The organism is Alcaligenes sp. DN25, assembly GCF_023674485.1.
Classification (GTDB): Bacteria; Pseudomonadota; Gammaproteobacteria; order Burkholderiales; family Burkholderiaceae_B; genus Alcaligenes; species Alcaligenes phenolicus.
The window spans coordinates 3,818,603-3,841,194 of record NZ_CP098408.1; the positions used below are offsets into that span (position 1 = coordinate 3,818,603).

Sequence of the window (22,592 nt, forward strand, 5' to 3'; positions counted from 1 at the left end):
TTCAATCAAAGATGGGTATAGATCAAATCCATCTTCATGAAACTGTCCATGTTTGGATCCGGATCGGGCTGCTCAGCCGCTCCAGCAACCCACCATAAATTCAAACGATCGTTTCAATCTCTTTTATTTCAACAGATTGAACCCATAAAAAGCTCATTACACCCTTCATTAGCCGCCGGAAGCACCCGTCCCCTCAAGTGGGCATCACACATGGTTTCAAGTTATTTTTTTAATACTTTTCTTATTTATTTCAATTCATTTTTTATTTAATTTTTGCACCCATTTTAATTAATTTTTATCTTTAAATATTTCAAACAAAAAAGCAGCGCTTGAGGGTAGAAAAAAATTTGAACGACCGCTGCCCGACAGCCGTTTTCTTGCCAATAAAGGCCACGCCGCACCCCCAGCAAGAAGGATCAGGCCGCCACCCGAGCGCACAAGAGGGCAAGAACGGCTTAATTTGTATGCCAGAATGTTCAAACTTCCACTTTTGACGAGCCCTATCCGCCTTCATTGCTCTATGACCCGGTCTCAAGAAGCAGCCCCTTTATCCCTGAGCGCTCTATTTCTGATCTTTGCCCGCATTGGCCTGACCAGCTTTGGTGGGGGCTTGAGTGGCTGGTTAATGCGTGAGTTTGTTGTTCAGCGGCGCCTGATGAGCCAGGCAGATTTTCTTAGCGGTCTGGCGCTGTCCCAAGCACTGCCCGGCATCAATGTGGTGAACCTCTCTATATGGATTGGTTATCGTCTGCTGGCCGGGCCTGGGGCGTTAGTTGCCACGCTGGGCATGGTGCTTCCCCCGCTACTGCTGGCCATTTTGATGCTGATTGGTCTGGAACAACTGACGGGCTCTACCCTGGTGCCTCAAGTCATGGCCGGAATTGCCGCCGCCGCTATTGGCCTGTCTCTTGAAATGGGCGTACGCTCGGCGCGCAGCGCAGCCACCGGAATCGTGCCCATTGCCCTCATGTTGGCCGTTTTTGCCGGCATTTTCGTCATGGAATGGAGCCTGATCCCCGTTATTCTGATCTGTGCACCGCTGTCCGTCTGGTACGCCTGGCTGCAACTTGGAGACAAAACGGTGGAGCAACCATGATCACGGTTTTGCTCCAGCTCATGCGCGTCTTTGCACCCCTGTCTTTTCTGACTATAGGGGGCGGGCAAAGCATCATCCCGGAGATTCACCGGCAATCGGTAGAAATCCATGGCTGGCTCAGCAATCAGGAATTTCTGGATCTGTTCGCCCTGTCGCGCCTGACACCCGGCCCGAAATCCTTGCTTGTCACCCTGGTGGGCTGGAAGGCGGCTGGCTGGGCCGGTGCCCTGGCCGCATCCGTCGCCATTTTCCTGCCCTCTGCCCTGCTGATCTATTACCTGGCAACAATCTGGAAGCGCTATGAGGGCACACGCATCATCCGCGCCATTGAAATTGGTCTGCTGCCCATTGCCGCCGGCATGATCCTGGCCGCCAGCGGCACAATTCTGAAAGCGGCCCAGGGCGGACTGTGGGCCTGGGGCACGGCTCTGGCCTGTACAGCCATTTTGCTGCTAAGTCGCATCAACCCTTTATGGTTGCTGGCAGGCGGCGGATTGCTGTTCGCCTTGATACAACCCGCTATCTAAAACAAATTCGACACAAAAAAGGGCGACTTCACCACCAAAGCCGGTTTGAAGTAAGTGGCTGTATCAAGAGCCACAAAATGGCTCATAAAAGCGCCACGATCCCGCCCCCATAGCGCGCAAGACATTGAGACGCCGGAGCTGCAAGCGGTACAATGGCAGGTCCTTTTATCCCCTTTTGCCCGCGACATGGTTGTAAATACTGACCGAGCCGTACTAAATCTGGACTCCGCCTCGCTGGGCTACGGTGCCTTTACCGTGCTCGCGGACGTGTCCATGACCGTTCAGAAAGGTCAGGTCGTCGCCATGATGGGGGGGTCAGGTTCCGGAAAAACAACACTTCTGCGTGCTGCGACCGGACAAATTCGTGCTCAGAAAGGGACTGTTACGGTTTTTGGCCAGGACCTGGCCAAGCTGGACGGCGAGGCTCTGCGCCAGACGCGTCAACGCATGGGTGTGCTGTTTCAGCAAGGTGCCCTGTTTACGGACCTGAACGTGTTTGAAAACGTGGCGTTTCCCCTGCGGGAGCTGACAAACGACTCCGAAGCCGCCATTCAGGACCGTGTACTGGACAAGCTGGACGCCGTTGGCCTGCGCGCGGCTGCCCATTTAGGTATCAATGAAATTTCTGGCGGTATGGCCCGCCGAGTTGCCCTGGCCCGTGCCATTGTGCTGGAGCCCGAGCTGATTCTGTACGACGAACCCTTTGCCGGCCTGGACCCTATTTCCATGGGCATTACCGCGCAGCTGATTCGCGACCTGACCGACCGCCTGAACTGCGCTTCAGTATTGATTACGCACGATGTGGCCGAATCCTTTGCGATTGCCGACCAGGTTTATATTGTTGGCCAGGGACGTTTGCTGACCCAGGGCACGCCCACTGAGCTGCGCGCGTCCAAGGATCCTTACGTGCAGCAGTTCCTGCGTGGTGAACCCGACGGCCCTATCGCCTTTAACTATCCCGTCACCCCGGCTTTTGAAGCCTGGCTCCAGAATCGGACGACGCGCTCATGAATTTCATCACCGCCCCGATTAGCGCGCTAGGCGCTGCGATACGCAATAGCATCTACGGCCTGGGTGCCTTCAGCCGCCTGTTCGTGGCCTTGCTGGCCCGGTCTTCCCTGCTGTGGCGTCGCCCCCGTCTGGTTTCCCAGCAAATCCACTTTATTGGCAACTATTCGCTGCTGATCATTGCCGTTTCCGGGCTGTTCGTGGGTTTTGTGCTGGGCTTGCAAGGTTATTACACACTGAACCGCTATGGTTCCGAAGAGGCCTTGGGCCTGCTGGTCGCCCTGTCTCTGGTACGTGAACTGGGACCGGTCGTCACCGCCCTGCTGTTTGCAGGCCGAGCCGGAACATCATTAACCGCCGAAATCGGCTTGATGAAGGCCGGTGAACAGATTGCCGCCATGGAAGTCATGGCGGTAGACCCCTTGCGCCGCCTGCTGGTACCGCGCTTTTGGGGTGGCATTATTGCCATGCCCATTCTGGCCGCCGTGTTCTCCATGGTCGGCATTCTGGGCGGCTATGTCGTCGGCGTGCAGATGATCGGCATTGATGCGGGCGCCTTCTGGTCGCAAATGCAAAACGGTGTCGATGTCATTGATGACGTACTCAACGGAGTGATCAAAAGCCTGGTGTTTGGCCTGATCGTGACCTTGATTGCGCTGTATATGGGCTGGCATGCCAAGGCCACGCCCGAAGGCGTTTCTCGCGCGACCACACGCACGGTCGTCAGCGGCGCTTTGGCGGTATTGGGCACGGACTTCCTGCTCACCGCCCTTATGTTCAGTTAACTATTTAGGAATTGCTCAGCTATGAATCGCGAGAAAACCGATTTCTGGGTTGGCCTGTTTGTTTTGCTGGGGCTGGTCGCACTGGCATTCCTGGCCCTGCGTGCGGGTAACCTCAGTTCTTTTTCCTTTGCCAAGACCTACCAGGTATCGGCCAAGTTCGATAATCTGGGTGGTCTGAAACCACGCGCTCCCATCAAGGCCAGCGGTGTGGTCGTTGGCCGGGTTGGCTCCATTGGTTTTGACAACCAGGACTTCAAAGCCGTGGTCACCCTGGATATGGACGAGCACTACAAGTTTCCTGTCGACACCTCGGCCTCCATCCTGACGTCAGGCCTGCTGGGCGAACAGTACATTGGCCTGACTGCGGGTGGCGACGACAAGGACCTGCAAGGTGGCAGCACCATTACCTATACTCAAAGCGCGGTTGTGCTGGAAGAACTGATCAGCAAGTTCCTCTACAACACGGCCTCCAAGGACGGCGGCTCCAAATCGGAGTAAGCAAACCCGCCCGTTCATGCTCATTACAGACGACACAACCATGAATACAACAACTCGCCGCTCTTACTCCCTGCCTCGTGGAGTCCGTTTGAGCCTGATCGGTGCCAGTGCTGCGCTTGTGGCCGGTTGCGCCAGTGTGCCCAACCCCAACCCCCAGGACCCCTGGGAAGGCATGAACCGTGGCATCTACGCCTTTAACGAAACCGTGGACGGCGCGCTGATCAAACCGATTGCAGAAGGCTACAACGCCCTGACGCCGCAGCCTGCACGCACATGTATTAGTAACATTTTCAACAACCTGGGCGATGCCTGGTCGGCCGTCAACAGCTTCCTGCAAGGCGAACACGTCGACTTCTTCAACACCCTGGGTCGCGTCCTGTTCAACTCGACCATGGGCTTGGGCGGTTGTATTGACGTTGCCACCATGAACGGCTCCAAGCGCATCCCCAACGACTTTGGTGTGACGCTGGGCGTATGGGGCGTCAAGTCTGGCCCTTACGTGGTTCTGCCCTTCTTTGGCCCCAGCACCGTTCGCGACGGTGTGGCACGTGGCACCAGTTTCCTGGAAGGCTTCTCCTCCACGGGTCCGATCATGGCGATCAAGGATGTACCGGTACGCAACAGCATCCTGGGTTTGTGGGCCTTGGATGCCCGTGCTGGCGTGCTGGATGCAGAAAAACTTGTTAACGACATCGCCCTTGACCGCTACAGCTTCATACGCGACGCTTACCTGCAACGACGCCATGCGATGGTGCAAGCCCGCCGCACCGGTGGCGACACCAGCCAGGACCTGCCTGACTACTCGGACGCAGACGAATAAAAACGCGCTGCCCGCAGAACATTCTTCTGGAGTTTTTTATGATTTCCCGTCCCGCCTTGGGCGGGACTGCTTTGCAGTCCTCCCCCTCTCGCCTGATTTCCTGGATCCTGACCGTCTGTGCGGCCCTGGCTCTGTGTTTGTACGCCGTCGCAGCCCAGGCACAAGTTGCAGATCCCAAAGGGGAGCCCAACAAGTTTGTTGAATCGGTCGGTAATCAAGCATTGCAAGTGGTCAAGGAAAGCGACGCCATCCGCAAGGGTGACCGCGCTGCCATTCTGGCTGCTGTGAACGAAAACATCATGCCCTACGTGAACCTGGAAAAGACGACACGTCTGTCCGCTGGCCGCTACTGGCGTCAAGCCAGCCCCGAACAGCGTCAGAAGCTGGTCGAAGCGTTCAAGGGCACCTTGGTGCGTACCTACAGCGGAGCCTTGTCCCGCGTGGATGACAAGACACAGCTGACCATCCTGCCGTTCCGTGGCGATGCCAATGCAGACGACGTGGTGGTGCGCTCCTCGCTGACTCAGTCCAACGGTGGCCCGGTTGGCGTGGATTACCGTCTGGAAAAAACACCTGAAGGCTGGAAAATCTACGACTTGAACGTGGAAGGCATCTGGCTGATTCAAAACTACCGCAACCAGTTTGCCCAGCAAATTGAGCAAGGTGGCATTGATGGCCTGATTCAGGCGCTGAACAAGCAAAACAGCTAAGACAGGCCGTGGCAAGCACGGGCGCTTTGGTCGGGCATTCTTAAGCAGACCAGAGTCGTACTCTATAATAAAGAGCCTGATCACCCCCAAACAGGTCTACGCCCATGCGTAGGCCTGTTTAGTTAACAAAGACGCTACAGCGACGACTTACACCGCCACACCCGCGTCAGGCCAACCCAAATTGCCATGTCCGCCTTCAAACTCGATAACGTCAGTAAACGCTTCGCTCCCCAAAGCCGGGGACTCAAAAGCCTGTTTTCCCCTCCCCGTTCCGATGCCGGTTTTCTGGCCGTCGATCAGGTCAGCCTGACTATCGAACATGGTGAATTTTTCGGCTTGCTCGGCCCTAACGGCGCCGGCAAAACAACCCTGATTTCCATGTTGGCCGGCCTGACCCGTCCCACCAGCGGCCAGGTCAGTGTCTGTGGTTACGATGTGCGCACCCAGTATCAAAAAGCCCGCCAATCGCTGGGCGTGGTGCCACAGGAAATTGTTTACGATCCCTTTTTCACCGTCCGTGAAACCTTGCGTCTGCAATCGGGCTACTTTGGCCTGAAAAACAATGACGACTGGATCGACGAGATTCTGGCCAATCTGGCCCTGAGCGACAAGGCCGATGTGAACATGCGCGCATTGTCCGGCGGCATGAAGCGCCGCGTTCTGGTCGCCCAGGCGCTGGTGCACCGCCCCCCTGTCATTATTCTGGATGAACCCACTGCCGGCGTGGACGTGGACCTGCGCCGCACGCTGTGGGAGTTCATCATTCGCCTGAATCAACAAGGCCACACCATCTTGCTGACCACCCACTATCTGGAAGAAGCCCAGGCCCTCTGTGGTCGCCTGGCCATGCTTAAAAGTGGCAAGATCGTCGCCCTGGATACCACGCAAGCCATTATGGAGCGCGCAGGCGGCCACGATCTGGAGGATGCATTTGTGCGCATCATGCACAACGAAGGAAAAATGGGAGTCGCACTGTGAACCAGAACAATTCTCCCAAACACTGGGGCGTGCCTCAAAACACGGACGCCCCCGCTGCCAAGATCGGCACCCTGAGCCTGCCCCCTCAGCCCAAGATGGGCTCGGGCTTTCCTACGCTGCTGCGCAAGGAGCTGATGCGTTTCTGGAAAGTGGGCTTTCAGACCATTGCTGCGCCCGTACTGACGGCGCTAATGTATTTGCTGATTTTCGCCCACGTGCTGGAAGGCCGCGTCACGGTATACGACTCTGTGCCCTACACCGCCTTCCTGATTCCGGGCCTGATGATGATGAGCATGTTGCAAAACGCTTTTGCGAACCCGTCCTCATCACTGATCCAAAGCCGCATTACAGGTAATCTGGTCTTTATCCTGCTGCCACCGCTCTCGCACCGCGAGATTTTCGCCGCCTATCTGCTGGCGTCCATCGCCCGCGGTGTCTGTGTGGGCCTCTGTGTGTGGCTGGTGTCGCTGTTCTTCGTGACCCTGCCTGTGGCCAAGCCTTTATGGGTATTGGTGTTTGCCGTCATGTCTTGCGGCATCATGGGAGCCTTGGGTCTGATCGCCGGCTTGTGGTCTGAAAAATTCGACCAGTTGGCGGCATTCCAGAACTTCCTGATCATGCCTGCTACCTTTCTGTCGGGTGTGTTCTATTCCATCCATAGCCTGCCACCCTTCTGGCAAACTGTTTCACACTGGAACCCGCTGCTCTATACCATTGACGGGTTCCGCTACGGTTTTTTTGCCGCCTCGGATATTTCTCCCTGGTTCAGCCTGACCGTTGTCGCCAGCGTCTTTGTTGCGCTGTGTCTGATTTCGCTACGCCTGCTTGCCTCAGGCTATAAATTACGGAATTGATTTCATGTTGCCGACCCCCGAACAAGTTCACCAATACATTGCCGACAACCTGCCCTGTGAACACTTGCAAGTGCAAGGCGATGGTTCGCACTTTGAGGCCCTGATCGTCAGCACCGCCTTTGAAGGCAAACGCCTGATTGCGCGTCACCAACTGGTTTACAAAGCCCTGGGCGACCGGATGAAAGCCGAAATCCACGCCCTGTCCATGCGCACGCTTACCCCCGACGAATACAAGGCCAATCCGAATGGATAAATTACGCATCACAGGCGGACAACGCCTGAATGGCGAGATCACCGTCTCTGGCGCCAAAAACGCCGCCCTGCCCATTCTGTGCGCCAGTCTGCTGACTGCTGACACGGTGTACCTGGACAATGTCCCGCGTCTGCGTGACATCGACACTACTCTGAAGCTGTTGGGACAGTTGGGTGTCACCCAGAAGCGCAATGGCACGCTGGAGCTGAATGCAGGCAACATCACCAATCTGGAAGCGCCCTACGAACTGGTGAAAACCATGCGCGCCTCCATTCTGGTGCTGGGCCCCCTGCTGGCGCGCTTTGGCGAGGCACGCGTCAGCCTGCCCGGTGGTTGCGCCATTGGCCAACGCCCTGTGGATCAGCACATCAAGGGTCTGGCGGCCATGGGTGCAGAAATCCATGTCGAGCACGGCTTTGTGAATGCCCGCGCCAAACGCTTGCGCGGTGCCGTGGTGCGCACGGATATGGTGACAGTCACCGGCACCGAAAACCTGATGATGGCCGCCGTTCTGGCTGAAGGCCAAACCATTCTGGAAAACGCAGCCCGCGAACCGGAAATTATTGATCTGGCCGAGCTGCTGATCAAAATGGGTGCCAAGATCCAGGGCCACGGTACCGACCGTATCGTCATTGACGGTGTCGAGCGCCTGCACGGTGCCAAACACACCATCTGCCCCGACCGTATTGAAGCCGGTACGTTCCTGTGCGCCGTTGCCGCTACCGGTGGCGAACTGACCTTGCGCAATACCGATGCTGACGCCATGGGCGCCACGCTGGACAAGCTGCGCGAAGCCGGTCTGCAGATTGAAACCGGCTCGGACTGGATCAAGGCCAGCATGAATGGTCGCCCCAAGGCGGTCAGCTTCCGTACCAGCGAATACCCCGGCTTCCCCACGGACATGCAGGCTCAATTGATGGCACTGAACACCATTGCCGACGGCACCGCCTCGGTCGTGGAAACCATCTTTGAAAATCGCTACATGCACGTACAGGAACTGAACCGACTGGGTGCACAGATCGATATCGAAGGCCATATGGCCGTCGTTACCGGCGTTCCTTACCTGACTGGCGCCACCGTCATGGCAACCGACCTGCGTGCGTCAGCCAGCCTGGTCATTGCAGGCCTGGCGGCTCGGGGTGACACTACCGTCGAACGCATCTACCATCTGGACCGTGGCTACGACCGCATGGAAGCCAAGCTTCAAGCCGTAGGCGCCAACATCGAGCGAATCAGCAGCAAGGAAACCCAATGAGTCCCGCCGGTTTAAATCAACCTCTGACGCTGGCCTTGTCCAAAGGCCGGATTTTTGACGAAACCCTGCCCTTGCTGGAAGAGGCAGGCATCAAGGTGCTGGAAAGCCCCGAAACGTCGCGCAAACTGATCCTGCCCACCAATAACCCGGACCTGCGCCTGATTATTGTGCGTGCCACCGACGTGCCAACTTACGTGCAATACGGTGCCGCCCATATCGGGATTGCCGGCAAGGACGTGCTGTACGAGCACATGGAACAGCACCCCGGCGGTCTGTACCAGCCCGTGGACCTGAACATTGCCCGTTGCCGCCTGTGTGTGGCCGTGGCCGAAGGCTTTGACTACCATTCGGCCGTCAAGCAAGGTTCGCGCCTGCGTATCGCCACCAAATACACCCGCGCTGCCCGCGAGCACTTCGCCAGCAAAGGCGTATATGTGGACTTGATCAAGCTGTATGGCTCCATGGAACTGGCTCCGCTGGTCGGTCTGGCCGACGCCATTGTGGACCTGGTCTCCAGCGGCGGCACCTTGCGTGCCAACAAGCTGGTGGAAGTGGAAGACATCACCCCCATTTCCTCGCGCTTGATCGTCAATCAGGCTGCCATGAAGAACCGTGGTGCCCAGTTGCAACCCCTGATCGACGCTTTCTCTCGCGCTTCGGTAGACGAGTAAAACTTCCCCTGCCACGGGCGGGGGATAAACAGCCTGACAATCCTGCTTGCGCAAAAGGCGCAGACCGCCTTTTGCCTAAGCGAAATGTTATACACTGGCCTTTGAACCTTAGCTTTTTCCCATAGCGACATGTCACTGATCCATCGCCTGACCTCCCAATCCGCCCAGTTCGATGCCGAACTGCGCACTCTACTGGCTTACGAAGCGTCCGAAGACGCGTCTATCGAGCACGCTTGTGCCGAAATTCTGCATCGTATCCAGCATGAGGGGGACACGGCCTTGCTGGATTACACCCAGCGCTTTGACCGACTGGCTGTTGAACAGGCCTCGGCACTGGAAATCTCCAAAGAAGAACTGTTTGCGGCTCTGGACAGCCTGCCTGTCGATCAGCGCAAGGCACTGGAACAGGCCGCCGAGCGTGTGCGTCGTTACCACGAGCATCAGCGCACTGAAACCTGGACCTACACGGAAGCCGATGGCACCGTGCTGGGCCAGCAAGTTACCCCCTTGGACCGTGTGGGACTGTATGTCCCCGGTGGCAAGGCCGCTTACCCCTCCTCGGTTCTGATGAACGCCATTCCTGCCAAAGTGGCTGGTGTTCCAGAACTGATCATGGTCACGCCTACACCCGATGGCGTGCGCAACCCCATCGTGCTGGCGGCTGCCGCCCTGGGCGGTGTCGATCGCGTGTTCACTATTGGTGGCGCGCAGGCTGTAGGCGCTTTGGCTTACGGTACGGACACCATCCCGCCGGTAGACAAGATTGTCGGCCCCGGCAACGCCTATGTCGCCGCTGCCAAACGCCGCGTCTTTGGCGTCGTTGGCATCGACATGATTGCCGGCCCGTCCGAAATCCTGATCATCAGCGACGGCAGTGCTCCTGCTGACTGGGTGGCCATGGACCTGTTCTCCCAGGCGGAACACGACGAGCTGGCCCAGGCCATCTTGCTGTGTCCCGATGCGGACTTCCTGGACCAGGTTGAAGCGGCCATCGAACGTCTGCTCCCCACCATGCCACGCGCGGACATCATCCGTCGCAGCCTGTCTGGTCGCGGTGCCCTGATCCACGTCCGCGATCTGGACGAGGCCTGTAAGATCAGCAACCATATCGCACCGGAACACCTGGAAGTCTCTACCCGTAACGCCCAGGACTTGTTGAGCAAAATCCGCCATGCTGGCGCCATTTTCCTGGGCCCTTACAGTTCCGAATCGCTGGGCGATTACTGTGCCGGGCCTAACCATGTCCTGCCGACGGCACGCACTGCGCGTTTCTCGTCACCTTTGGGCGTCTACGATTTCCAGAAACGCAGCAGCATTATTCAGGTTTCAGAATCAGGCGCCCAAACACTGGGACCCATAGCCGCTACGCTGGCACAAGGCGAGGGCCTGTACGCCCACGCTGCCAGCGCGCAATTCCGATTGAACCAATCCTGATACCGGCCTTGCCGCCGGCACTGATATGCGTACCGCCGAGATTACCCGCAATACCAATGAAACCCGCATCCGCGTGGCCGTTAACCTGGACGGCACCGGCCGTCACTCGCTCAACAGCGGCGTGCCCTTTCTGGACCACATGCTGGACCAGATCGCCCGCCATGGTCTGATTGACCTGGACGTGCACTGTGAGGGCGACACCCACATCGATGATCACCACACTGTCGAGGATATCGGCATTGCACTGGGCCAGGCTTTTGCCAAGGCCGTAGGCAGCAAAGCCGGTCTGCGCCGCTACGGCCATGCCTATGTACCATTGGACGAGTCGCTCTCGCGCGTAGTGGTGGACTTCTCCGGTCGCCCCGGCCTGTTTTATTTTGTGCCCTTTACCCGCGCACGAATCGGCCAGTTCGATGTAGACTTGGCACGCGAGTTTTTCCAGGGTTTTGTCAATCACGCCCTGGTTTCTATGCACATCGATAACCTGCGCGGCGAAAACGCACACCACCAGTGCGAAACCGTGTTCAAAGCCTTTGGCCGAGCATTGCGTATGGCTCTGGAGCTGGACCCACGTAGCGAAGGCGTGGTGCCTTCGACCAAAGGGGTTCTGTAAACGTCCTTCGGACACACATCGTGACCACTATCGCTATTGTCGATTACGGTTCGGGCAACATCTTCTCGGTTGCCCGAGCACTGCATGCCGCCGCAGCTGATGCGCGCATCGTTCTTGCTCAAACCCCTCAAGCCATTCTGGATGCGGACCGGGTTGTCTTACCCGGCCAGGGTGCCATGCCCGATTGCATGGCCCACCTGGACCAATCCGGTTTGCGTGATGCCTTGCTGACAGCCGCCCGCAACAAGCCCTTATTGGGCATTTGCGTAGGCGAACAAATGCTGTTCGATTCCAGTCAGGAAGGCAATGTCCCCTGTTTAGGTCTGATTCCCGGCCAAGTGCGCCGTTTTGAGGGCCCGAACTACAAAAGCAGCGACCACGCCTCCGGCCCCGGGCTGAAAGTGCCCCATATTGGCTGGAACCGCGTACACCAGACTCAGGATCATCCCTTATGGGCTGGCATTGAGGATGGCGCGTTCTTTTACTTTGTTCATAGCTACTTTGTCGATCCGCTGCATATAGATCAAACTTGTGGTTCGACGCAGTATGGCCAACGCTTTACCTCGGCGATAGCAAACGCTAATATTTTTGCGTTGCAATGCCATCCTGAGAAAAGCGCAGACAACGGCCTGCAACTGTTCCGGAATTTCGCCAACTGGAAGCCATGATTTTTCAAGCAAGCTTCCCGGCGTTGTTCTGACTTTTTCCGACCCAGTATTTCTTACGTTTTTTACGGCTAAAGACCATGCTTTTGATTCCCGCCATCGACCTCAAAGACGGGCGTTGTGTGCGCCTTCGCCAGGGTGACCTGGACGATGCCACTATTTTCTCGGATGATCCGGCCAAAATAGCAACACAATGGCTGGAACAAGGGGCCCGGCGCCTGCATCTGGTGGACCTGAACGGCGCTTTTGCCGGTAAGCCCAAGAACAGCGAAGCCATCAAATCCATCATTGCTGCCATCGACGGTGAAATTCCCGTACAGATCGGCGGTGGTATCCGCGACCTGGATACCATCGAGCGCTACCTGGACGCTGGCATGAGCTATGTCATTATTGGCACTGCCGCTGTCAAAAGCCCTGGTTTCCTGCAAGACGCCTGCAGCGCCTTTCCTGGCAACATCATTGTTGGCCTGGATGCCCGTGACGGCAAAATCGCCACCGACGGCTGGAGCAAGCTGACCCGCCACGACGTACTGGATCTGGCCAAGAAATTTGAAGACTACGGCTGCGAGTCCATTATCTACACCGATATTGGCCGCGACGGCATGCTGACTGGCGTGAACATCGAAGCCACCGTCAAGCTGTCCCAGCACGTGAAGATTCCCGTCATCGCCTCCGGCGGTGTTACCAACCTGAAAGACATCGAAGACCTGTGTGCCGTAGAGCACGAAGGCATCGAAGGTGTAATTTTGGGTCGCAGCATTTACGAAGGCACCCTGAATTTTGCCGAGGCGCAAACCTTCGCTGACGAGTACCAGGCATGAGCCAGGACGTCACCAACGAATTAGCCTGCCGCATCATTCCTTGTCTGGACGTGACCGCTGGCCGTGTGGTCAAAGGCATCAACTTTGTGGATCTGGTCGATGCCGGAGACCCGGTCGAGATCGCCCGCAAGTACAACGACCAGGGTGCCGACGAACTGACCTTCCTGGACATTACGGCCACCTCGGACAACCGTGATCTGATCTTGCCCATCATCGAACAGGTGGCCAGCCAGATTTTCATCCCCCTGACAGTGGGCGGTGGTGTGCGTGAAGTGGCCGACATCCAGCGCCTGCTCAATGCCGGTGCGGACAAGGTGTCCATTAACAGCGCCGCCATCAGCAACCCGGACCTGGTGCGTGCCGCCAGCGATCACCATGGCAAGCAATGCATGGTCGTCGCCATTGATGCACGCCGTGTCAGCGCCGAAAACGAAGCCCCCCGCTGGGAAGTCTTTACCCACGGCGGTCGTCGTGGAACCGGCCTGGACGTGGTGGAATGGGCAGCCCGCATGGCCGAATACGGCGCCGGCGAACTGCTGCTGACCAGCATGGACCGCGACGGCACCAAATCCGGCTTTGATCTGGAACTGACTCGTGCCGTGTCCGAGGCGGTCTCCATTCCCGTTATCGCCTCTGGTGGAGTGGGCGGCCTGCAAGACTTGGCCGATGGCGTGATCAAGGGCGGCGCCAGTGCCGTACTGGCCGCCAGCATCTTCCACTACGGTCAACACACTATTGCCGAAGCCAAGGATTTCATGGCTGCGCAAGGTATTCAGGTGCGACGCTAATGGCTGACTTACCGGCCTGGCTGGCTGAAATCCGCTTTGATGAACAAGGCTTGATCCCCGCGATTGCGCAGGACCAGGCCACGGGCAAAATCTTGATGGTCGCCTGGATGAACCAGGAGTCCCTGCAAGAGACCGTCAGCACCGGCCGCGCCGTGTACTGGTCGCGTTCCCGCCAGCGCCTGTGGCGCAAGGGCGAGGAATCCGGCCACGTGCAGCACGTCAGCGACTTGCGCCTGGACTGTGATGGCGACGTTATTTTGCTTAGCGTGGAGCAGGTTGGCCAGATCGCCTGTCATACGGGTCGTGAAAGCTGCTTTTATCGCCAGCTGCAAGGCCAGAGCGATCAGGCACAATGGGTGGCGGTTGACCCCGTCCTGAAAGACCCGGAGCATATTTACCGATGAGCGAACAACCTACTGTCGAGACCATCCTTGATCATCTTGGCCGCACCCTGAAGTCCCGCCTGCCTGCACAAGGCGGGGACCCATCCTCTTCCTACGCCGCCAAGCTGCTGGCCAAGGGACCGGATGCATTCCTGAAGAAAATCGGGGAAGAAGCGACCGAGCTGGTCATGGCTGCCAAGGATGAAGAACGCGAGCGCATCGTCTACGAAACGGCAGACCTGTGGTTTCATAGCCTGGTGGCCCTGACTTACTACGGCCTGGAGCCCCGCGATGTCCTGACAGAACTGCTGCGCCGCGAAGGTACATCAGGCCTGGAAGAAAAAGCTTCGCGCCCTAAGGACCAGGTGTAATTCTGTCATTTAGACGCGCTACACTGTCCTGATACCTAGATTTTTGGCACTTGCCCAGCAAGTGCTTCGCTACCGAGGTTGCTATGAGCGAGAACTGTCTGTTTTGTAAAATTGCTGCCGATCAGATCCCGTCCAAAAAAGTGTACGAGGACGAGGACTTTCTGGCATTTCACGACATCAACCCAGCTGCACCTATCCATATCCTGGTAATCCCCAAGAAACACGTCGTGTCCATGCAGGACGTATCGGGCCAGGATAGCGAATGGTTGGGTAAAATGATGGCTTTGGCACCTTCCCTGGCCGCAAAGGCTGGTTGTCGCCCCGGCCCTGAAGGCGGTTTCCGCATTGTCATCAACAACGGTTTGGATGGCGGGCAGGAAATCAACCATTTACACATGCACATCTTGGGCGGTGAGCGCCCATGGCAACAACGCGCAGCCATGGCTGCTTAAGGGAGATACATTATGGGTAGCTTTAGCATTTGGCACTGGCTGATCGTTCTGGTCATCGTTGCCCTGGTTTTCGGCACCAAGAAACTGCGTAATATCGGCTCGGATCTGGGCGGTGCAGTCAAAGGTTTCAAAGAAGGCATGAAAGACGTGGGTGAAGAAGAAAAAACACCCGAAACCGTCAGCCAACGCGCTGCCGATCCTCAAACGATCGACGTGCAGGCCAAGGAAAAATCCGATCGCGCCTGATCCCCTTCTTGTGTGAGTCTGAATGTTTGATGTCAGCTTTAGCGAACTGCTCCTGATTGGAGTGGTTGCCCTGATCGTCATCGGTCCCGAACGTCTTCCTAAAGTAGCGCGCACCGTCGGCCATTTGCTTGGCCGCGCGCAGCGCTACGTTAACGAGGTCAAGACCGATATCCAACGCGAAATCAATCTGGATGAGGTGAACAAGCTCAAAGACCAGATGGAGGACGCCGCGCGCTCGGTGCGCAGTTCGGTCGAGGACACGGGCAAAAGCATCAGCCAGCCTCTGACAGAAGCCCGCGACACCCTGCAAAACGCGTCGGAGTCCGCACGCAAGGCCTTCTCGGATACCGCCGAGAACGTCAAGGCGAGCCCCGACGCCATCCCCGCGAAAGAATCGGCTGCCAGTCAGCCCGATACGGATGCAGCCGCCCAGCCAGCGCCCAGTGCGCCAGCCAGTGACGACGCTCCCCGTCCTACGGATGCTCCCGCCCAACCCTCTAAAGGACCGACGGCATGAGCACCGAAGCGCCTCAAGAAGATACCTTCATCTCCCACCTGGTCGAGCTGCGCACACGCCTGCTACGCGCGGTCATTGCCGTGGTCGGGATTTTTATCGTGCTGTTTACGTATCCTGGCGCTTCGGCCATTTATGATGTGCTGGCCCAGCCCATGATGAGCTCTCTGCCCGAGGGTACGCGCATGATTGCCACCGGGGTGATTACCCCTTTCATGGTGCCGGTCAAAGTCACCTTGATGGCATCGTTCGTATTGGCCTTGCCTATCGTGCTCTACCAGGCATGGGCCTTTATTGCGCCAGGTTTGTACAACCACGAAAAGAAGCTGGCTCTGCCGCTGATCATGACCAGCACCTTGCTGTTCATTGCCGGCATGGCGTTTTGTTATTTCGTGGTGTTCCGCACCGTGTTTCACTTCATCGCCTCGTTTGCCCCGCAATCGATTACACCAGCACCGGACATCGAAGCCTATCTGGGCTTTGTCATGACCATGTTCCTGGCCTTTGGCATTACCTTTGAAGTGCCTATCGCCGTGATTTTGCTGGTGAAAACAGGCGTTGTAACGGTAGCCAAGCTGCGCGAAATCCGTGGTTATGTAATCGTGGGCGCGTTTGTAATCGCCGCTATCGTGACTCCGCCCGATGTGGTCAGCCAGATCTTGTTGGCCGCCCCGCTATGCCTGCTTTATGAATTAGGGATTCTGGCCGCCAGCCTGATCAAGAAACGGGAAGCGGAAAACAGCGAAGGCCGCGAGCTGGATCTGTAAAACGATCAAAGCAACACCTGTTTGTACGCGTCACATGGCGTGCAGACCCAAAAATGGCTCTCTTGCCTTGCTCCAAAAGGAGTAGCCCAGAGAGCCATTTTTTTAGATACCTTGCCAAGCCTTCGCGCCACTACGATCTGCAAAACAGCGTAGCCAAATGCAAATCGCCTGACCACGCAAGCATCACACACTACCCAAGAGCCTGTACGGCCTGCAAGGCCTTGAACGCACCGTTACGCCCTTTCAGTGAACTCCAGCGAAGAGGAGAAGCTGCCGGCCCTATTTGCGCACCTGAGGTCGCATACCGACCTTGACGGGAACGTCCAGCTCCTTGCCATCGCGCAATACGCTTAATGTCACGGTCTGCCCGGGTTGCACTGGGCCAATCTGATTGAGCAGGCCAATTGAATCGGCCACCTGCTGACCATTCAAGCGCAACACAATATCGCCCACCTGCAAATGCGCCTCGGCAGCCGGACCGTGACGTTGCACACTGGCAATAATCACACCTGCATCACTCTTTAGTTTGAAAGACTTGATCAGGTCCGGGGTAATGTCCTGTGGCTCCAGGCCCAGCCAGCCGCGCGTCACTTCACCATTACGGATAATTTCGTTCATGATGGCCAGCGCAGTCGAGGACGGAATGGCAAAACCGATACCCAGCGAACCGCCCGTTTCGGAATAAATAGCGGTATTGATTCCCACCAGACGGCCAACCGCATCCACCAGGGCCCCACCCGAGTTGCCGGGATTAATGGCGGCATCGGTCTGAATGAAGTTTTCGTAAATATTGATGCCCAGGCGATTGCGTCCCAAGCCGGAGACAATGCCCATCGTCGTGGTCTGACCCACTCCGAAAGGATTGCCAATGGCCAGCACCACATCGCCCACCTGCAACTGATCCTGTTCCTGGGTCTGGATCACAGCCAGCTTGGGCAGATCCACTTTCAGCACGGCCAGATCGCTTTCAGGGTCCGAGCCAATCAGACGCGCCTTGGCCTGACGTCCATCCGATAATGCCACCTCGATGGCATCAGCCGCTTCAATCACGTGGTAATTGGTCAGGATATAACCCTGCTCGTGTACGATCACGCCCGAACCCAGGTTGATTGTGGAGCGGCGACCCATCAAGTCGGGCAGTTCGCGAAACAGGCGCTGCAGATCAGGATCTTCCAGCAAGGGGGAATTGCCTTCCAAATGCTTGCTGGTGTACACATTAACGACCGCCGGCGCGGCGCTAGTGACAGCCGAGGCATACGACAGCGGGCCATCCTGCTCCATAGCAGCCGCGGGGACCAGGGGCGGAACCGGTGCAGGCAAAACCACCGTATTCGTAGAACGGACGGGAGCCTCGGGCGCGCCCACCCACTGCGGCCGCAGCGTCACTACAATAAAAAAGCCCGCCAGACAAATTGTCACCGCTTGAGCAAACACTAGCCACAATCGACGCATAGCACTCTTTCAGATAAGGATTTCCATGACTCAGGTTTCAACAGCCGAACTGGCCAGCTGGCTCAATAGCACCTTGGATGTCGCCCGTTTCAAGGACTATTGTCCCAATGGGCTTCAGGTCGAAGGCAAGCCCTATATTGGCAAACTCGTCACCGGCGTGACGGCCTCGCTGGCACTGATTGATGCCGCTATTGCCCGCCAGGCGGACGCAATTTTGGTGCACCACGGCTGGTTCTGGAAAAACGAAAACCCGTGCATTGTAGGCGCCCGAAAAACTCGTATCGAACGCGTCCTGACGCATCAGCTTAACCTCCTGGGCTATCACCTGCCCCTGGACGCTCACCCTGTCCTGGGCAATAACGCCCAGTTGGCTCGCCAGTTAGGCATCGAGGTGCTGCGCGACGCAGACGGCGTGGCACAAACCTGTGGTCCGGATGGACTGGTCTGGCTGGGTGAACTGCCAACCCCAGTTTCACTGGAAACATTCAGCCTGACAGTTTGCAATAATTTACAACGGCAGCCACTGGTTGTTGGCGATTTACAACGGAAAATCCGCCGAATAGCTTGGTGCACAGGAGGGGCACAGGGCTTTATTGATAGCGCCATCGCTGCGCAGGCCGATCTCTACATCAGCGGCGAGGCTTCGGAACAGACATTTCACAGTGCGCAGGAAAACAATATTGCCTTCATGGCAGCCGGCCATCACGCAACCGAACGCTATGGGGCCAAGGCTTTGGGCGAAGAAATCGCTCGCCAGTTTGGCATAGAAGTGGAGTTCATCGATCTGGATAACCCGATCTGATTTCATCAAAAACCCGCGCATATGACCTTGAACAAGCTTTAAAGCGCCACAGGCTAGACAAGCCCAGGCCCTGAAAGGCTAAAATCAGGCATCCGGCGCGGGCAAACTTGACCCTGCCGGTGGGTTTACATAAACAAAAAGGTGCCGAAAGGCACCTTAAAGCTTTGATAAGTCCGGGCTTTTATTTTTTCAGCGAATCCCTGATCTCGCGCAGCAAGATGACGTCTTCAGGGGTTGGTTCGGGTACGGCCTCAGCAGCTTCAGCCTTGGCCACGGTGGCACGCATACGGTTAATCATCTTGACCATGCAAAACACCACGAAGGCCAGCAAGATGAAGTTGATGAAAATGGTCAGGAAGTTACCCCACGACAAAACAACAGCACCGGCCGCATTCAGAGCTTCCAGGGTTTCTGGGCCGGTAAAGCCCTCTGGTGTACGCAAGACCGTGAACTGGTTGGTAAAATCCACTTCGCCGCCAAGGATGAAACTGATGACGGGCATGACGATGTCTTTTACCAGCGAGTCGATAATCTTGCCAAAAGCAGCGCCAATAATGACACCGACCGCAAGGTCCATCATGTTGCCCTTAACTGCGAACTCCCGGAATTCGTTCAGGAAACCTCGAGCCTTGTTCATATGTTCACCTTTGATCAAGTTATGCTGCGCTGGGTAACGCGTATAATGTGCGGTTGAATAATATACCCAGGCCCAAATCCGTAAATTGTGGTATTGCCCGAGTCGGGCAGGAATAAGGATACTAGAATGAGTCAGAATACGACACAGCCCGATGCCATAGGCGCGGTTGATTTCAATCTTCCGCCCGATCCTTCGCGCCGCACCTGGGTCGCCACCGCCTGTGCATTAGGTGGTGTCGCTGGTGTGGCGACAGCTGTTCCCTTTGTCAGCTCCTTTGCTCCTTCCGAGAAAGCAAAAGCGGCCGGCGCTCCCGTAGAGGTCGATATTTCCGGTATCGCCCCCGGTCAGATGCGCACCGTGGAATGGCGCGGGAAACCCGTCTGGATTCTGCACCGCACCAAAGAGCAGCTGGACGCACTGCCCAAGCTGGACAGCCAGCTGGCCGACCCTGACTCGGATCGCCCCGGTTACACCCCTGCGTACGCCAAGAACGAATACCGTTCGCGTCGCCCTGAAATCTTTATCTGTATCGGTATCTGCACCCACCTGGGGTGCTCCCCTACCCCGCATCTGGCTGCTGGCGCTGGCGCTGGTCTGCCCGGTGGTTGGGAAGGCGGCTTTCTGTGCCCCTGCCACGGCTCCACGTTCGACCTGGCCGGCCGCGTCTACAGCAACAAGCCTGCTCCAGACAATCTGGAAATCCCGCCCTACGAGTTCTCGGCTGACGGCACGATGGTTACCATCGGCGTAGACGAAAACAACAAGGCCTAAGGCGGCTGTAACCCAATACGTACTATTTAAAAAGATAAAGGAGCCGTTTCATGGCTGGCGAGAAAACCGTCGAAACGACAGGACTCTTGGGATGGATTGACAGGCGTTTCCCCCTGACATCCATGTACAAAGAGCACATGTCAGAATATTACGCGCCGAAGAACTTCAACTTCTGGTACTTCTTTGGCTCTCTGGCACTGCTGGTGCTGGTTATCCAGATCGTGACTGGTATTTTCCTGGTCATGAACTACAAGCCAGATGCCAAGCTGGCCTTTGAGTCGGTTGAATACATCATGCGTGAAGTGCCCGGTGGCTGGATCATCCGCTACATGCACTCCACAGGCGCTTCCATGTTCTTCGTGGTGGTGTACCTGCACATGCTGCGCGGCTTGTTCTACGGTTCTTACCGCAAGCCACGTGAACTGGTCTGGATCTTTGGCGTTGCCATTTTCCTCTGTCTGATGGCTGAAGCCTTCATGGGCTACCTGCTGCCATGGGGCCAGATGTCCTACTGGGGCGCCCAGGTGATTGTTAACCTGTTCTCGGCCATTCCTTTCATTGGTCCTGACCTGGCTATTTTCATCCGTGGTGACTACGTGGTGTCCGACGCCACCCTGAACCGCTTCTTTGCTCTGCACGTGATTGCGGTGCCTCTGGTCCTGCTGGGTCTGGTTGTGGCTCACCTGATCGCTCTGCACGAAGTGGGTTCCAACAACCCCGACGGTGTGGAAATCAAGAAAGGCCCCAAAGACGCTCAAGGTCGTCCTTTGGATGGCATCCCCTTCCACCCTTACTACACCGTGCATGACATCCTGGGTGTGGCGGGCTTCCTGATTGTGTTTGCCGCGATTGTGTTCTTTGCCCCTGAAATGGGCGGCTACTTCCTGGAGTTCAACAACTTCAGCCCTGCCGATGCACTGAAGACTCCTCCGCACATTGCTCCTGTCTGGTACTTCACGCCGTTCTACTCCATGCTGCGTGCCACGACTGCCGACTTTACCTGGGTTCTGGCCGGTGCTTCCGTGCTGGGTGCTCTGGTGCTGTTCGTCAAAGGCAAGCTGCCCGGTATCTGGCGCCTGGTCGTACCCGCTGTCCTGATCGCTGTTGCTGTGCTGCTGCGTGTTATCGACGCCAAGTTCTGGGGCGTGGTGGCCATGGGTGGTACGGTCGTGATCCTGTTCTTCCTGCCTTGGCTGGATAAATCGCCTGTGAAGTCGATTCGCTACCGTCCTACCTGGCACAAAGTGCTGTACGCGATTTTCATCATCAACTTCCTGATCTTGGGTTACCTGGGCACACAGGCTCCGAACGACTTGTTCAACCTGCTGAGCCAGATCGGTACGGTGATCTACCTGGCCTTCTTCCTGCTGATGCCAGTATGGAGCCGCATGGGTACGTTCAAACCCGAACCTGATCGCGTGACTTTCCGCCCTCACTAGGCCCCCAACACGAAACGGAATGACCATGATTAAGAAACTGCTTGGCGCTCTGGCCTTGTCCCTTACCTGCACGGTGGCTGGTGCCGCCGAAGGTGGCTATGCCCTGGAGCGCGCGCCCGACCGCATGAATGACATGGCGGCGTTGCAAAATGGCGCAAAACTGTTTGTGAACTACTGTCTGAACTGTCATAGCGCCAACTCCATGCGCTACAACAAGCTGACAGACATCGGCCTGACCGAAGAGGACATCAAGAAAAACTTGCTGTTCTCCTCGGACAAGGTGGGTGATCTGATGAAGATCGCCATGACCCCTGAAATGGGCAAGAAGTGGTTTGGCGCTGCTCCTCCGGACCTGTCCGTGATTGCGCGTGCCAAGTCCACCAACCTGGGCCCTAGCGGCGCGGACTACATCTACACCTACTTGCGCACTTTCTACCGTGACGCATCCCGCCCAACCGGCTGGGATAACCTGGTCTTCCCAAGCGTGGGTATGCCTCACGCCATGTGGGAGCGCCAAGGTGGCGTCACCTTGCACCGCACGACCGTGGCCCAGGAAGCCAAGGACGATGGCAGCAAGGAATGGGTCAAGACCACGGCTACTTACGATCCAGCCGGTTTCTCCGACGTCAAGAAAGAAGTATTGGCCGATTACACCGGTCACGCTACTGACACCGTCAAGCTTGAGCCTGTTAACGCCAAGGCTGCTGCCAAATACGACAGCGACGTGGCCGACCTGGCCAACTTCATGGACTGGATGGCCGAGCCTGTGCAGCTGGAGCGCAAGAAAATTGGCGTGGGCGTGATCCTGTTCCTGCTCTTGTTCTTTGCCGTTGCATGGCGCCTGAACAGCGTTTTCTGGAAAGACATCAAGTAAAACGCTATGCTAGACGGGCAGGCCTAACTAGCCTGCCCGGCTTTTTATTGTTAAAACCCCTTGCAGGGTTTTAAATTCTGAGCCGTGAGGCTCTTGTTTTTATTTCTA

Annotated in this window: 29 protein-coding genes; 27 read left to right on the top strand and 2 right to left on the bottom strand. The window is 56.9% G+C overall.

The window, feature by feature from the left end:
• The first annotated feature begins 520 nt into the window (after window positions 1-520).
• From NBV64_RS17550 to tatC, 23 genes are all read left to right on the top strand, one after another.
• The gene (locus NBV64_RS17550; protein WP_009455508.1) at window positions 521-1,096 is read left to right on the top strand and encodes a chromate transporter; all 576 of its coding nucleotides are present in this window, start codon (window positions 521-523) and stop codon (window positions 1,094-1,096) included.
• Window positions 1,093-1,623, top strand: coding sequence for a chromate transporter (locus NBV64_RS17555; protein WP_021447240.1), 531 nt, complete (start codon window positions 1,093-1,095; stop codon window positions 1,621-1,623). The genes NBV64_RS17550 and NBV64_RS17555 overlap by 4 nt, the downstream gene beginning before the upstream one ends.
• 186 nt (window positions 1,624-1,809) lie before the next feature.
• On the top strand, window positions 1,810-2,634 hold the full coding sequence (locus NBV64_RS17560) for an ABC transporter ATP-binding protein (RefSeq protein WP_009455504.1): 825 nt from the start codon (window positions 1,810-1,812) through the stop codon (window positions 2,632-2,634).
• Complete coding sequence (mlaE, locus tag NBV64_RS17565; RefSeq protein WP_009455496.1) at window positions 2,631-3,416, top strand: lipid asymmetry maintenance ABC transporter permease subunit MlaE; 786 nt, start codon at window positions 2,631-2,633, stop codon at window positions 3,414-3,416. Before NBV64_RS17560 ends, mlaE begins: the two co-directional genes overlap by 4 nt.
• A gap of 21 nt (window positions 3,417-3,437) precedes the next feature.
• Complete coding sequence (gene mlaD, locus NBV64_RS17570; protein ID WP_009455494.1) at window positions 3,438-3,914, top strand: outer membrane lipid asymmetry maintenance protein MlaD; 477 nt, start codon at window positions 3,438-3,440, stop codon at window positions 3,912-3,914.
• Between the two features lie 40 nt (window positions 3,915-3,954).
• Entirely contained in the window at window positions 3,955-4,734 is a 780-nt protein-coding gene (locus NBV64_RS17575; RefSeq protein WP_051359147.1) for an MlaA family lipoprotein, read from the top strand.
• Window positions 4,735-4,772: 38 nt separating this feature from the next.
• Window positions 4,773-5,444, top strand: coding sequence for an MlaC/ttg2D family ABC transporter substrate-binding protein (locus NBV64_RS17580; protein WP_250756253.1), 672 nt, complete (start codon window positions 4,773-4,775; stop codon window positions 5,442-5,444).
• 186 nt (window positions 5,445-5,630) lie between these two features.
• Window positions 5,631-6,422, top strand: a complete 792-nt coding sequence (locus NBV64_RS17585) for an ABC transporter ATP-binding protein (RefSeq protein ID WP_009455490.1) — start codon at window positions 5,631-5,633, stop codon at window positions 6,420-6,422.
• A gap of 95 nt (window positions 6,423-6,517) precedes the next feature.
• Window positions 6,518-7,276 (top strand): ABC transporter permease, encoded by a 759-nt coding sequence (locus tag NBV64_RS17590; RefSeq protein WP_051359148.1) that lies wholly within the window; start codon window positions 6,518-6,520, stop codon window positions 7,274-7,276.
• A gap of 4 nt (window positions 7,277-7,280) precedes the next feature.
• Window positions 7,281-7,529, top strand: coding sequence for a BolA family protein (locus NBV64_RS17595; protein ID WP_009455487.1), 249 nt, complete (start codon window positions 7,281-7,283; stop codon window positions 7,527-7,529).
• On the top strand, window positions 7,522-8,784 hold the full coding sequence (gene murA, locus NBV64_RS17600) for a UDP-N-acetylglucosamine 1-carboxyvinyltransferase (protein WP_250756254.1): 1,263 nt from the start codon (window positions 7,522-7,524) through the stop codon (window positions 8,782-8,784). Before NBV64_RS17595 ends, murA begins: the two co-directional genes overlap by 8 nt.
• Window positions 8,781-9,455: an ATP phosphoribosyltransferase gene (gene hisG / locus NBV64_RS17605; protein WP_009455485.1), complete on the top strand. Its 675-nt coding sequence runs from the start codon at window positions 8,781-8,783 to the stop codon at window positions 9,453-9,455. The genes murA and hisG overlap by 4 nt, the downstream gene beginning before the upstream one ends.
• A 129-nt stretch (window positions 9,456-9,584) precedes the next feature.
• On the top strand, window positions 9,585-10,889 hold the full coding sequence (gene hisD / locus NBV64_RS17610) for a histidinol dehydrogenase (RefSeq protein ID WP_250756255.1): 1,305 nt from the start codon (window positions 9,585-9,587) through the stop codon (window positions 10,887-10,889).
• A gap of 25 nt (window positions 10,890-10,914) precedes the next feature.
• Window positions 10,915-11,502 (top strand): imidazoleglycerol-phosphate dehydratase HisB, encoded by a 588-nt coding sequence (gene hisB, locus NBV64_RS17615; protein ID WP_009455482.1) that lies wholly within the window; start codon window positions 10,915-10,917, stop codon window positions 11,500-11,502.
• 20 nt (window positions 11,503-11,522) lie between these two features.
• Entirely contained in the window at window positions 11,523-12,170 is a 648-nt protein-coding gene (hisH, locus tag NBV64_RS17620) for an imidazole glycerol phosphate synthase subunit HisH (protein WP_250756256.1), read from the top strand.
• A gap of 77 nt (window positions 12,171-12,247) precedes the next feature.
• Window positions 12,248-12,988 (top strand): 1-(5-phosphoribosyl)-5-[(5-phosphoribosylamino)methylideneamino]imidazole-4-carboxamide isomerase, encoded by a 741-nt coding sequence (gene hisA, locus NBV64_RS17625; protein WP_009455480.1) that lies wholly within the window; start codon window positions 12,248-12,250, stop codon window positions 12,986-12,988.
• The gene (hisF, locus tag NBV64_RS17630; protein WP_250756257.1) at window positions 12,985-13,776 is read left to right on the top strand and encodes an imidazole glycerol phosphate synthase subunit HisF; all 792 of its coding nucleotides are present in this window, start codon (window positions 12,985-12,987) and stop codon (window positions 13,774-13,776) included. Before hisA ends, hisF begins: the two co-directional genes overlap by 4 nt.
• Entirely contained in the window at window positions 13,776-14,180 is a 405-nt protein-coding gene (hisI, locus tag NBV64_RS17635; RefSeq protein ID WP_009455478.1) for a phosphoribosyl-AMP cyclohydrolase, read from the top strand. The genes hisF and hisI overlap by 1 nt, the downstream gene beginning before the upstream one ends.
• Window positions 14,177-14,530: a phosphoribosyl-ATP diphosphatase gene (locus tag NBV64_RS17640; protein ID WP_021447244.1), complete on the top strand. Its 354-nt coding sequence runs from the start codon at window positions 14,177-14,179 to the stop codon at window positions 14,528-14,530. Before hisI ends, NBV64_RS17640 begins: the two co-directional genes overlap by 4 nt.
• A gap of 83 nt (window positions 14,531-14,613) precedes the next feature.
• The gene (locus NBV64_RS17645; protein ID WP_026483636.1) at window positions 14,614-14,982 is read left to right on the top strand and encodes a histidine triad nucleotide-binding protein; all 369 of its coding nucleotides are present in this window, start codon (window positions 14,614-14,616) and stop codon (window positions 14,980-14,982) included.
• 12 nt (window positions 14,983-14,994) lie between these two features.
• Window positions 14,995-15,228, top strand: a complete 234-nt coding sequence (tatA, locus tag NBV64_RS17650; protein WP_021447245.1) for a Sec-independent protein translocase subunit TatA — start codon at window positions 14,995-14,997, stop codon at window positions 15,226-15,228.
• Between the two features lie 22 nt (window positions 15,229-15,250).
• On the top strand, window positions 15,251-15,745 hold the full coding sequence (tatB, locus tag NBV64_RS17655) for a Sec-independent protein translocase protein TatB (RefSeq protein WP_247966298.1): 495 nt from the start codon (window positions 15,251-15,253) through the stop codon (window positions 15,743-15,745).
• The gene (gene tatC / locus NBV64_RS17660; protein ID WP_009455473.1) at window positions 15,742-16,509 is read left to right on the top strand and encodes a twin-arginine translocase subunit TatC; all 768 of its coding nucleotides are present in this window, start codon (window positions 15,742-15,744) and stop codon (window positions 16,507-16,509) included. Before tatB ends, tatC begins: the two co-directional genes overlap by 4 nt.
• A gap of 279 nt (window positions 16,510-16,788) precedes the next feature.
• Here tatC and NBV64_RS17665 read toward each other — a convergent pair whose 3' ends face one another.
• Window positions 16,789-17,961: a S1C family serine protease gene (locus tag NBV64_RS17665; protein WP_009455472.1), complete on the bottom strand. Its 1,173-nt coding sequence runs from the start codon at window positions 17,959-17,961 to the stop codon at window positions 16,789-16,791.
• Between the two features lie 25 nt (window positions 17,962-17,986).
• Between NBV64_RS17665 and NBV64_RS17670 the strand changes: the two genes are divergently transcribed.
• Complete coding sequence (locus NBV64_RS17670) at window positions 17,987-18,763, top strand: Nif3-like dinuclear metal center hexameric protein (protein WP_009455471.1); 777 nt, start codon at window positions 17,987-17,989, stop codon at window positions 18,761-18,763.
• Between the two features lie 181 nt (window positions 18,764-18,944).
• Here NBV64_RS17670 and mscL read toward each other — a convergent pair whose 3' ends face one another.
• A complete protein-coding gene (gene mscL, locus NBV64_RS17675) occupies window positions 18,945-19,400 on the bottom strand; it encodes a large conductance mechanosensitive channel protein MscL (protein ID WP_009455470.1) in 456 nt (151 codons plus the stop codon).
• Between the two features lie 126 nt (window positions 19,401-19,526).
• Here mscL and petA point away from each other — a divergent pair, with 126 nt between their 5' ends.
• Genes petA through NBV64_RS17690 form a run of 3 tightly spaced genes read left to right on the top strand, consistent with a single transcriptional unit; the run spans window position 19,527 to window position 22,484 of the window.
• Window positions 19,527-20,171 carry a ubiquinol-cytochrome c reductase iron-sulfur subunit gene (petA, locus tag NBV64_RS17680; RefSeq protein WP_035269839.1) on the top strand — a complete coding sequence of 215 codons (645 nt, stop codon included), beginning with the start codon at window positions 19,527-19,529 and terminating at the stop codon, window positions 20,169-20,171.
• A gap of 50 nt (window positions 20,172-20,221) precedes the next feature.
• Complete coding sequence (locus NBV64_RS17685) at window positions 20,222-21,610, top strand: cytochrome b (protein WP_009455468.1); 1,389 nt, start codon at window positions 20,222-20,224, stop codon at window positions 21,608-21,610.
• A gap of 19 nt (window positions 21,611-21,629) precedes the next feature.
• Window positions 21,630-22,484, top strand: coding sequence for a cytochrome c1 (locus NBV64_RS17690; RefSeq protein WP_009455467.1), 855 nt, complete (start codon window positions 21,630-21,632; stop codon window positions 22,482-22,484).
• Window positions 22,485-22,592: the final 108 nt, after the last annotated feature.

Excerpts from the sequence above, each read along its gene's own strand:
- NBV64_RS17550 (WP_009455508.1), top strand. The coding sequence starts at position 521 with ATGACCCGGTCTCAAGAAGCAGCCCCTTTATCCCTGAGCGCTCTATTT.
- NBV64_RS17555 (WP_021447240.1), top strand. The coding sequence starts at position 1,093 with ATGATCACGGTTTTGCTCCAGCTCATGCGCGTCTTTGCACCCCTGTCT.
- NBV64_RS17560 (WP_009455504.1), top strand. The coding sequence starts at position 1,810 with ATGGTTGTAAATACTGACCGAGCCGTACTAAATCTGGACTCCGCCTCG.
- mlaE (WP_009455496.1), top strand. The coding sequence starts at position 2,631 with ATGAATTTCATCACCGCCCCGATTAGCGCGCTAGGCGCTGCGATACGC.
- mlaD (WP_009455494.1), top strand. The coding sequence starts at position 3,438 with ATGAATCGCGAGAAAACCGATTTCTGGGTTGGCCTGTTTGTTTTGCTG.
- NBV64_RS17575 (WP_051359147.1), top strand. The coding sequence starts at position 3,955 with ATGAATACAACAACTCGCCGCTCTTACTCCCTGCCTCGTGGAGTCCGT.
- NBV64_RS17580 (WP_250756253.1), top strand. The coding sequence starts at position 4,773 with ATGATTTCCCGTCCCGCCTTGGGCGGGACTGCTTTGCAGTCCTCCCCC.
- NBV64_RS17585 (WP_009455490.1), top strand. The coding sequence starts at position 5,631 with ATGTCCGCCTTCAAACTCGATAACGTCAGTAAACGCTTCGCTCCCCAA.
- NBV64_RS17590 (WP_051359148.1), top strand. The coding sequence starts at position 6,518 with ATGGGCTCGGGCTTTCCTACGCTGCTGCGCAAGGAGCTGATGCGTTTC.
- NBV64_RS17595 (WP_009455487.1), top strand. The coding sequence starts at position 7,281 with ATGTTGCCGACCCCCGAACAAGTTCACCAATACATTGCCGACAACCTG.
- murA (WP_250756254.1), top strand. The coding sequence starts at position 7,522 with ATGGATAAATTACGCATCACAGGCGGACAACGCCTGAATGGCGAGATC.
- hisG (WP_009455485.1), top strand. The coding sequence starts at position 8,781 with ATGAGTCCCGCCGGTTTAAATCAACCTCTGACGCTGGCCTTGTCCAAA.
- hisD (WP_250756255.1), top strand. The coding sequence starts at position 9,585 with ATGTCACTGATCCATCGCCTGACCTCCCAATCCGCCCAGTTCGATGCC.
- hisB (WP_009455482.1), top strand. The coding sequence starts at position 10,915 with ATGCGTACCGCCGAGATTACCCGCAATACCAATGAAACCCGCATCCGC.
- hisA (WP_009455480.1), top strand. The coding sequence starts at position 12,248 with ATGCTTTTGATTCCCGCCATCGACCTCAAAGACGGGCGTTGTGTGCGC.
- hisF (WP_250756257.1), top strand. The coding sequence starts at position 12,985 with ATGAGCCAGGACGTCACCAACGAATTAGCCTGCCGCATCATTCCTTGT.
- hisI (WP_009455478.1), top strand. The coding sequence starts at position 13,776 with ATGGCTGACTTACCGGCCTGGCTGGCTGAAATCCGCTTTGATGAACAA.
- NBV64_RS17640 (WP_021447244.1), top strand. The coding sequence starts at position 14,177 with ATGAGCGAACAACCTACTGTCGAGACCATCCTTGATCATCTTGGCCGC.
- NBV64_RS17645 (WP_026483636.1), top strand. The coding sequence starts at position 14,614 with ATGAGCGAGAACTGTCTGTTTTGTAAAATTGCTGCCGATCAGATCCCG.
- tatA (WP_021447245.1), top strand. The coding sequence starts at position 14,995 with ATGGGTAGCTTTAGCATTTGGCACTGGCTGATCGTTCTGGTCATCGTT.
- tatB (WP_247966298.1), top strand. The coding sequence starts at position 15,251 with ATGTTTGATGTCAGCTTTAGCGAACTGCTCCTGATTGGAGTGGTTGCC.
- tatC (WP_009455473.1), top strand. The coding sequence starts at position 15,742 with ATGAGCACCGAAGCGCCTCAAGAAGATACCTTCATCTCCCACCTGGTC.
- NBV64_RS17665 (WP_009455472.1), bottom strand. The coding sequence starts at position 17,961 with ATGCGTCGATTGTGGCTAGTGTTTGCTCAAGCGGTGACAATTTGTCTG.
- NBV64_RS17670 (WP_009455471.1), top strand. The coding sequence starts at position 17,987 with ATGACTCAGGTTTCAACAGCCGAACTGGCCAGCTGGCTCAATAGCACC.
- mscL (WP_009455470.1), bottom strand. The coding sequence starts at position 19,400 with ATGAACAAGGCTCGAGGTTTCCTGAACGAATTCCGGGAGTTCGCAGTT.
- petA (WP_035269839.1), top strand. The coding sequence starts at position 19,527 with ATGAGTCAGAATACGACACAGCCCGATGCCATAGGCGCGGTTGATTTC.
- NBV64_RS17685 (WP_009455468.1), top strand. The coding sequence starts at position 20,222 with ATGGCTGGCGAGAAAACCGTCGAAACGACAGGACTCTTGGGATGGATT.
- NBV64_RS17690 (WP_009455467.1), top strand. The coding sequence starts at position 21,630 with ATGACCATGATTAAGAAACTGCTTGGCGCTCTGGCCTTGTCCCTTACC.